Source organism: Pedococcus sp. NPDC057267 (assembly GCF_042668795.1).
In the GTDB taxonomy this organism is placed as follows: Bacteria; Actinomycetota; Actinomycetes; order Actinomycetales; family Dermatophilaceae; genus Pedococcus.
In genome coordinates, this window is the sequence record NZ_JBHUYG010000148.1 from 1 (window position 1) to 7,192 (window position 7,192).

A 7,192-nucleotide genomic window follows, 5' to 3' on the forward strand; every position below is an offset into this window, starting at 1 on the left:
GGCTCACTTCTTCGTGAGCCCGCGGCATACGTGTTTGCCGTGCCGGGCCCGGACCCTCGGGACCGGCCCCGGGCACCCGGGCCGACGGGGTGACACCCCGCCTGCCGCCTGCCGTACGGCACCCCTGCAGTCCCGGGGTATCGTTCTCAGGATTGCCTGACCGTTCCCGCGGGGGACCCCCGCGCCACCAGGAGGACCTGTGCTCACCGCTTTCACCCGTGCGTTCAAGACGCCGGACCTGCGCAGGAAGCTGCTGTTCACGCTCTTCATCATCGTGATCTTCCGGCTCGGCTCGCACGTGCCCGTCCCGGGCGTGAGCTACTCGGCCGTGCAGGCCTGCATCAAGAGCGCGCCCAAGAACTCCGGCGTGCTCGGCCTGGCCAACCTCTTCAGCGGTGGCGCGCTCCTGCAGCTGTCGATCTTCGCGCTGGGGATCATGCCGTACATCACGGCCAGCATCATCGTGCAGCTCCTCACCGTGGTCATCCCGCGGTTCGAGGCCCTCAAGAAGGAGGGCCAGCAGGGCCAGACGAAGATGACGCAGTACACGCGGTACCTCACCATCGGCCTGGCGATCCTGCAGTCCTCGACGCTGATCACCTTCGCGCAGAACCCGTCGGCGCTGTTCGGGCCCGACTGCACCAAGATCCTGCCGGACGAGTCGATCCCGACCCTGGTCATCATGGTGCTCACCATGACCGCCGGCACGGGCGTGGTCATGTGGCTCGGCGAGCTCGTCACCGACAAGGGCATCGGCAACGGCATGTCGCTGCTGATCTTCACCTCGATCGCCAGCTCGTTCCCCGGCTCGCTGTGGGCGATCCAGCAGCAGGACGGCCGCTGGGACGTCTTCATCGGCGTCATCCTGCTCGGCTTCCTGATCATCGCCCTGGTCGTCTTCGTCGAGCAGAGCCAGCGCCGGATCCCGGTGCAGTACGCCAAGCGGCAGGTCGGGCGCCAGATGTACGGCGGGACCTCGACCTACATCCCGCTCAAGGTCAACATGGCCGGCGTCATCCCCGTGATCTTCGCCTCCTCCCTGCTCGCGCTGCCCTCGCTCGTGGCACAGTTCAACCGGTCGGCCACTGGCAACCAGGCCGGCTGGGTGACGTGGATCGAGAACAACCTCGTGCGGGGTGACCACCCGATCTACATGCTCCTGTACATCGGCCTGATCCTGTTCTTCACGTTCTTCTACGTGTCGATCACGTTCAACCCGGTCGAGGTCGCCGACAACATGAAGCGCTACGGCGGCTTCATCCCAGGTATCCGCGCCGGGCGACCCACGGCCGAGTACCTCGACTACGTGCTCACCCGCATCACGGTCCCCGGGGCCATCTACCTCGGCCTCATCTCGCTGATCCCGCTCGTCGCGCTGGTGCTCGTCAACGCCAACCAGAACTTCCCGTTCGGTGGCACCTCCATCCTCATCATCGTCGGTGTGGGCCTGGAGACCGTGAAGCAGATCGAGTCCCAGCTGCAGCAGCGTCACTACGAAGGGTTCCTCCGCTGATGCGTCTCATCATCCTCGGCCCGCCCGGCGCCGGTAAGGGCACGCAGGCCGCGAAGATCGCCGCCGAGTTCGGCATCCCCGCCATCTCGACCGGCGACATCTTCCGCGCCAACATCAAGAACGAGACCCCCCTCGGCCTGCAGGTCAAGGAGGTCCTCGCGTCGGGTGGCTACGTCACCGACGAGATCACCAACGCCATCGTCCGTGACCGGCTGTTCGAGCCGGATGCCGAGCAGGGCTTCCTGCTCGACGGCTACCCGCGCACGGCCCCTCAGGTCGACGCCCTCGACGCGATCCTCGCCGAGCACGACCACCGCCTCGAGGCGGTGCTCGAGCTCACGGTCGACGAGGACGCCGTCGTCCAGCGGCTGCTCAAGCGGGCCGAGGAGCAGGGTCGCGCCGACGACACCGAGGAGGTCATCCGCGAGCGGCAGGCCATCTACCGCCGCGAGACCGCCCCGCTGACCGAGGTCTACTCGGCTCGTGGCCTGCTCGTGCAGGTCGACGGCATGGGCTCGGTCGACGAGGTGTTCGAGCGCATCACCGCGGCGCTGCGAGGGGCTGCAGCCTCCTGATGTTCGGCAGGTCCCGCGTCGAGACCAAGACCCCCGACCAGCTCCGGCTCATGCGCAGGGCCGGGTTGGTGGTCGGGCAGACCCTCCAGCTCATGGCCCAGACCGTCCGCCCCGGCATGACGACCCGGCAGCTCGACGAGCTCGCCGAGGAGCACATCCGCGGTTGCGGGGCGACCCCGTCGTTCCTCGGGTACCACGGGTTCACCGGCACCCTGTGCACCTCCGTCAACGACGAGGTCGTCCACGGGATCCCCGGTGACCGGGTGCTGCGGGAGAGCGACCTCGTCTCCATCGACTGCGGCGCGATCGTGGAGGGCTGGCACGGCGACGCCGCCCTGTCCCTGATCGTGGGCGGCCGCGAGGCGGGGCGCCCGGAGGACCTCGAGCTCATCGACGCCACCGAGGACTCGATGTGGGCGGGCATCGCCGCCCTCGCCGTGGGCGAGTCCCTGTATGCCGTCGGCGCCGCGGTCGAGGACAGCCTCGTCGAGGCGGGGGAGCGATCCGGGCGCGAGTACGGCATCGTCGAGGACTACGTCGGCCACGGCATCGGCACCGCCATGCACATGGACCCCCAGGTCCCGAACTACCGGGTGCGCGAGAAGGGGCCCACGGTGCGCTCCGGTCTCACCGTGGCCATCGAGCCCATGGTGACCCTCGGCAGCGCGGACACCCGCGTCCTGGACGACGACTGGACGGTCGTCACGACCGACGGCTCGCGCGCCGCGCACTGGGAGAACTCGGTGGCGGTCACCGACGACGGCATCTGGGTGCTGACCGCACTCGACGGGGGCCGGGAGCGGCTCGAGGCCGCCGGCGTCCCCTTCGCCCCCCTCGGCTGACCCCCTTTGCCACTTGTTGCCAGCAGGTGGTCACGAGGCCGCCGTTTTGGGTGAGCGGTGGGCATCTCGTGGCAACAAGTGGGGGGTCGGAGCACGATTTCGTGCTCAGCGTGGGTCTGGCGTAGACTTGTGCGTCGGTGCGCGACCTGCGCGCCGCATTCGTGTGTCCGCCATCCGGGCGGACGCGACAGCAGATTGTGGAGGCTATGGCCAAGAAGGACGGTGTCATCGAGATCGAGGGCACGATCGTCGAGGCTCTCCCGAACGCCATGTTCCGGGTGGAGCTGACCAACGGTCACAAGGTGCTCGCTCACATCTCGGGGAAGATGCGACAGCACTACATCCGGATCCTCCCCGAGGACCGCGTGGTGGTGGAGCTCAGCCCGTACGACCTGACCCGTGGCCGGATCGTCTTCCGCTACCGCTGATGCAGTACCCGCTGGCCACGAGGTCAGCGGCCCAGATCGAGGCGAAGCAGAGGCTATGAAGGTCCAGCCGAGCGTCAAGAAGATCTGCGACAAGTGCAAGGTGATCCGCCGTCACGGCCGGGTCATGGTGATCTGCGAGAACCTGCGCCACAAGCAGCGCCAGGGCTGAGCAGCTCCACCACCGGGCCCCCCGTGGGCGCGGCCCCAGCACGACCTCGCAGCTTTCGCGAGACGCAGTAGATGAACAACGCAGTGCCCGGCCCCTGTGCCCATGCTCGTCGGAGGCTCCCGACCGGCGCAGGACGTCACCCCCGGCCCGGAGGCCGGGGACCGGTGCCCCGAGACAGACCTCGGGAACTCGCCCGGACCGGTACTGCTCCAGACCTCCGGTGAACAAAGGAATCCACAAGATGGCACGTCTTGTCGGTGTGGACCTCCCGCGCGAGAAGCGCGTCGAGGTCGCTCTCACCTACATCTTCGGGGTCGGTCGCACGACCGCCCAGGCGGCCCTGGCCAGCACGGGGGTCAACCCCGACACCCGCGTCCGTGAGCTCACGGACGAGGACCTGGTCAAGCTCCGCGACTACATCGAGGCGAACGTCAAGCACGAGGGTGACCTCCGACGTGAGATCGCCGCTGACATCCGCCGCAAGGTCGAGATCGGCTCCTACGAGGGCCTTCGCCACCGCCGCGGTCTCCCGGTGCGCGGGCAGCGCACCAAGACGAACGCTCGTACCCGCAAGGGCCCGAAGCGCACCGTCGCCGGCAAGAAGAAGGTTGGTAAGTAATGCCCCCCAAGAGCCGTACCGCCGGCGCCAAGAAGGTCCGCCGCAAGGAGAAGAAGAACGTCGCCGTGGGCCAGGCCCACATCAAGAGCACGTTCAACAACACCATCATCTCGATCACGGACCCGACCGGTGCGGTGATCTCGTGGGCCTCTGCCGGCCAGGTCGGCTTCAAGGGCTCGCGCAAGTCCACCCCGTACGCCGCCCAGATGGCTGCCGAGGCCGCCGCCCGTCGCGCCATGGAGCACGGCATGCGCAAGGTCGACGTCTTCGTCAAGGGCCCGGGCTCCGGTCGTGAGACCGCGATCCGGTCCCTGACCGCTGCCGGCCTCGAGGTCGGCGCGATCAGCGACGTCACCCCCTCGCCGCACAACGGTGTCCGTCCGCCCAAGCGCCGCCGCGTCTGAGCCACGGGACAGGAGAGAGTAGAGAACCATGGCCCGTTACACCGGACCCATCACCAAGAAGTCTCGTCGCCTCAAGGTCGACCTCGTCGGCGGGGACAAGAACTTCGAGCTCCGTCCCTTCCCGCCCGGCCAGCACGGCCGTCGCCGGATGCAGGAGAAGGAGTACCTCACCCAGCTGCAGGAGAAGCAGAAGGCCCGCTTCACCTACGGCGTCATGGAGAAGCAGTTCCGCGGTTACTACGAGGAGGCCTCGCGCCGCTCGGGCAAGACCGGTGAGAACCTGCTGCAGATCCTCGAGTCCCGCCTGGACAACGTGGTCTACCGCGCCGGCCTGGCCCGCACCCGTCGTGCCGCCCGCCAGCTCGTGACCCACGGCCACCTCGAGGTCAACGGCGTGCGCGTGGACGTCCCGTCCTACCGCGTCGAGCAGTACGACATCATCACCGTCCGCGCCAAGTCCGCGAACACCTTCCCGTTCGAGCTGGCCCGGCAGACCTACGGCGAGCGCCCCACCCCGGCCTGGCTCCAGGTCGTCCCGGGCTCGCTGCAGATCCTGGTGCACCAGCTGCCCGTGCGTGAGCAGATCGACACGATCCTCACCGAGCAGCTGATCGTCGAGCTCTACTCGAAGAACTGACCCCGTCCCGTGTGCCGCGTGCGCACCTCGCGCACGCGGCACACGGGCAGGGTGTGGTCCGGCCACGGACAGAGGTGGACCGGCCGGCCGGCTGACAACCGGCGACTTCATCGGCGTCATATGGCGGTCGCCGACGGAAAGGAAGAAACAGCGTGCTCATCGCACAGCGCCCCACGCTCAGCGAAGACGTCGTTGCGGACAACCGCAGCCGCTTCGTCATCGAGCCCCTCGAGCCCGGCTTCGGCTACACGCTCGGCAACTCCCTGCGTCGCACCCTGCTCTCGAGCATCCCGGGTGCCTCGGTCACCAGCATCCGCATCGACGGCGTGCTGCACGAGTTCTCCACGATCCCCGGGGTCAAGGAGGACGTCACCGAGATCATCCTCAACATCAAGCAGCTCGTCGTCTCCTCGGAGCACGACGAGCCGGTCGTGATGTACCTGCGCAAGCAGGGCGCCGGCGCGGTCACCGCCGCCGACATCGCCCCGCCCGCGGGTGTCGAGGTGCACAACCCCGACCTGCACATCGCCACGCTCAACGGCAAGGGCAAGATCGAGATGGAGCTGACCGTCGAGCGCGGTCGCGGCTACGTCTCGGCCCAGCAGAACAAGTCCGGCGACCAGGAGATCGGCCGCATCCCGGTCGACTCGATCTACAGCCCGGTGCTGGCCGTGACCTACAAGGTCGAGGCCACCCGTGTCGAGCAGCGCACCGACTTCGACAAGCTCATCGTCGACGTCGAGACCAAGAACTCGATGGCTCCGCGTGACGCCATGGCCTCCGCTGGCAAGACGCTGGTCGAGCTGTTCGGCCTGGCCCGCGAGCTCAACGTCGAGGCCGAGGGCATCGACATGGGCCCGTCGCCGACCGACGCCGCGCTGGCCGCCGACCTGGCCCTGCCGATCGAGGACCTCGACCTCACGGTCCGGTCCTACAACTGCCTCAAGCGCGAAGGCATCCACACCGTGGGTGAGCTCGTGGGTCGCAGCGAGGCGGACCTGCTCGACATCCGCAACTTCGGTGCGAAGTCGATCGACGAGGTCAAGGCCAAGCTGGCCGGCATGGGCCTGGCCCTCAAGGACAGCCCGCCCGGGTTCGACCCCTCCGCGATCGCCGACAACTACGGCGACTACGACGACGACTTCTCCGACGACGGCCGTTCGCTGGCCGAGGACGAGCAGCTCTGACCAACCGCCGCTGACCGCCGGGAACGGCCCCGCCGGGCCCGGTCGGTCACACACCAAGGAGAACCTACGAAATGCCTACCCCCACCAAGGGTCCCCGTCTCGGCGGCGGTCCGGCGCACGAGCGGCTGATCCTGGCCAACCTGGCCACGTCGCTGTTCGAGCACGACTCGATCACCACCACCGAGGCCAAGGCCAAGCGCCTGCGCCCGCTGGCCGAGCGCCTGGTCACGTTCGCCAAGCGCGGTGACCTGCACGCCCGTCGCCGGGTCTTGTCGGTCATCTCGGACAAGGGTGTCGTGCACCGTCTCTTCACCGAGATCGCGCCCGACATGGCCGAGCGCCAGGGCGGCTACACCCGCATCACCAAGATCGGCGCCCGCAAGGGTGACAACGCCCCCATGGCCGTGATCGAGCTCGTCCGCGAGCCGCTGGCCAAGAAGGCGACGGTCAAGGAGGCGGAGGCCGCCACCAGGCGCGCCGCCAAGCAGGCCGAGGCCAAGGACGCCGCTGCCGAGACCAAGGCCGCCGAGGCCGAGGCGAAGGCGGAGGAGGCCGAGACCACCGAGGCCACCGAGACCGAGGTGCCCGCCGGCGCCGTCGTCGCGAACGAGGACGGCTCGTCGCCCGACGAGGCCTACACGGTCAAGGGCAACCGCGACTCGGGCAAGTACCACGAGCCCGACGGCCAGTGGTTCGAGCAGACCAAGGCCGAGTTCTGGTTCAAGTCCGCCGAGGACGCCGAGGCCGCGGGCTTCACCAAGGCCGGCGCCTGACGGCTGCCGCACGGCACACGCGAACGGGCCGTCCACCCTCCGGGG

10 protein-coding genes are annotated in these 7,192 nt (G+C 68.5%); all 10 read left to right on the forward strand.

Annotated elements, in window-relative coordinates; all coding sequences use genetic code 11:
* The first annotated feature begins 199 nt into the window (after positions 1–199).
* The 10 genes from secY (at position 200) to rplQ (ending at position 7,147) form a co-directional block, all read left to right on the forward strand.
* The gene (secY, locus tag ACFUC1_RS19755; RefSeq protein ID WP_379122878.1) at positions 200–1,513 is read left to right on the forward strand and encodes a preprotein translocase subunit SecY; all 1,314 of its coding nucleotides are present in this window, start codon (positions 200–202) and stop codon (positions 1,511–1,513) included.
* Positions 1,513–2,088, forward strand: a complete 576-nt coding sequence (locus ACFUC1_RS19760; RefSeq protein WP_379122880.1) for an adenylate kinase — start codon at positions 1,513–1,515, stop codon at positions 2,086–2,088. Before secY ends, ACFUC1_RS19760 begins: the two co-directional genes overlap by 1 nt.
* Positions 2,088–2,930, forward strand: coding sequence for a type I methionyl aminopeptidase (map, locus tag ACFUC1_RS19765; protein ID WP_379122882.1), 843 nt, complete (start codon positions 2,088–2,090; stop codon positions 2,928–2,930). The genes ACFUC1_RS19760 and map overlap by 1 nt, the downstream gene beginning before the upstream one ends.
* A gap of 206 nt (positions 2,931–3,136) precedes the next feature.
* On the forward strand, positions 3,137–3,358 hold the full coding sequence (gene infA / locus ACFUC1_RS19770) for a translation initiation factor IF-1 (RefSeq protein WP_006946284.1): 222 nt from the start codon (positions 3,137–3,139) through the stop codon (positions 3,356–3,358).
* A gap of 55 nt (positions 3,359–3,413) precedes the next feature.
* Positions 3,414–3,527 carry a 50S ribosomal protein L36 gene (gene rpmJ, locus ACFUC1_RS19775; protein WP_010148647.1) on the forward strand — a complete coding sequence of 38 codons (114 nt, stop codon included), beginning with the start codon at positions 3,414–3,416 and terminating at the stop codon, positions 3,525–3,527.
* 241 nt (positions 3,528–3,768) lie between these two features.
* Complete coding sequence (rpsM, locus tag ACFUC1_RS19780) at positions 3,769–4,146, forward strand: 30S ribosomal protein S13 (RefSeq protein ID WP_310154353.1); 378 nt, start codon at positions 3,769–3,771, stop codon at positions 4,144–4,146.
* Entirely contained in the window at positions 4,146–4,550 is a 405-nt protein-coding gene (gene rpsK / locus ACFUC1_RS19785; RefSeq protein ID WP_310154356.1) for a 30S ribosomal protein S11, read from the forward strand. The genes rpsM and rpsK overlap by 1 nt, the downstream gene beginning before the upstream one ends.
* Positions 4,551–4,578: 28 nt before the next feature.
* A complete protein-coding gene (gene rpsD, locus ACFUC1_RS19790) occupies positions 4,579–5,187 on the forward strand; it encodes a 30S ribosomal protein S4 (RefSeq protein WP_379122886.1) in 609 nt (202 codons plus the stop codon).
* A gap of 152 nt (positions 5,188–5,339) precedes the next feature.
* A complete protein-coding gene (locus tag ACFUC1_RS19795) occupies positions 5,340–6,374 on the forward strand; it encodes a DNA-directed RNA polymerase subunit alpha (RefSeq protein ID WP_310154361.1) in 1,035 nt (344 codons plus the stop codon).
* 71 nt (positions 6,375–6,445) lie between these two features.
* A complete protein-coding gene (rplQ, locus tag ACFUC1_RS19800; RefSeq protein WP_379122888.1) occupies positions 6,446–7,147 on the forward strand; it encodes a 50S ribosomal protein L17 in 702 nt (233 codons plus the stop codon).
* Positions 7,148–7,192 lie beyond the last annotated feature (45 nt).

Excerpts from the sequence above, each read along its gene's own strand:
- rplQ (WP_379122888.1), top strand. The coding sequence starts at position 6,446 with ATGCCTACCCCCACCAAGGGTCCCCGTCTCGGCGGCGGTCCGGCGCAC.
- ACFUC1_RS19760 (WP_379122880.1), top strand. The coding sequence starts at position 1,513 with ATGCGTCTCATCATCCTCGGCCCGCCCGGCGCCGGTAAGGGCACGCAG.
- map (WP_379122882.1), top strand. The coding sequence starts at position 2,088 with ATGTTCGGCAGGTCCCGCGTCGAGACCAAGACCCCCGACCAGCTCCGG.
- infA (WP_006946284.1), top strand. The coding sequence starts at position 3,137 with ATGGCCAAGAAGGACGGTGTCATCGAGATCGAGGGCACGATCGTCGAG.
- rpsK (WP_310154356.1), top strand. The coding sequence starts at position 4,146 with ATGCCCCCCAAGAGCCGTACCGCCGGCGCCAAGAAGGTCCGCCGCAAG.
- rpmJ (WP_010148647.1), top strand. The coding sequence starts at position 3,414 with ATGAAGGTCCAGCCGAGCGTCAAGAAGATCTGCGACAAGTGCAAGGTG.
- rpsM (WP_310154353.1), top strand. The coding sequence starts at position 3,769 with ATGGCACGTCTTGTCGGTGTGGACCTCCCGCGCGAGAAGCGCGTCGAG.
- rpsD (WP_379122886.1), top strand. The coding sequence starts at position 4,579 with ATGGCCCGTTACACCGGACCCATCACCAAGAAGTCTCGTCGCCTCAAG.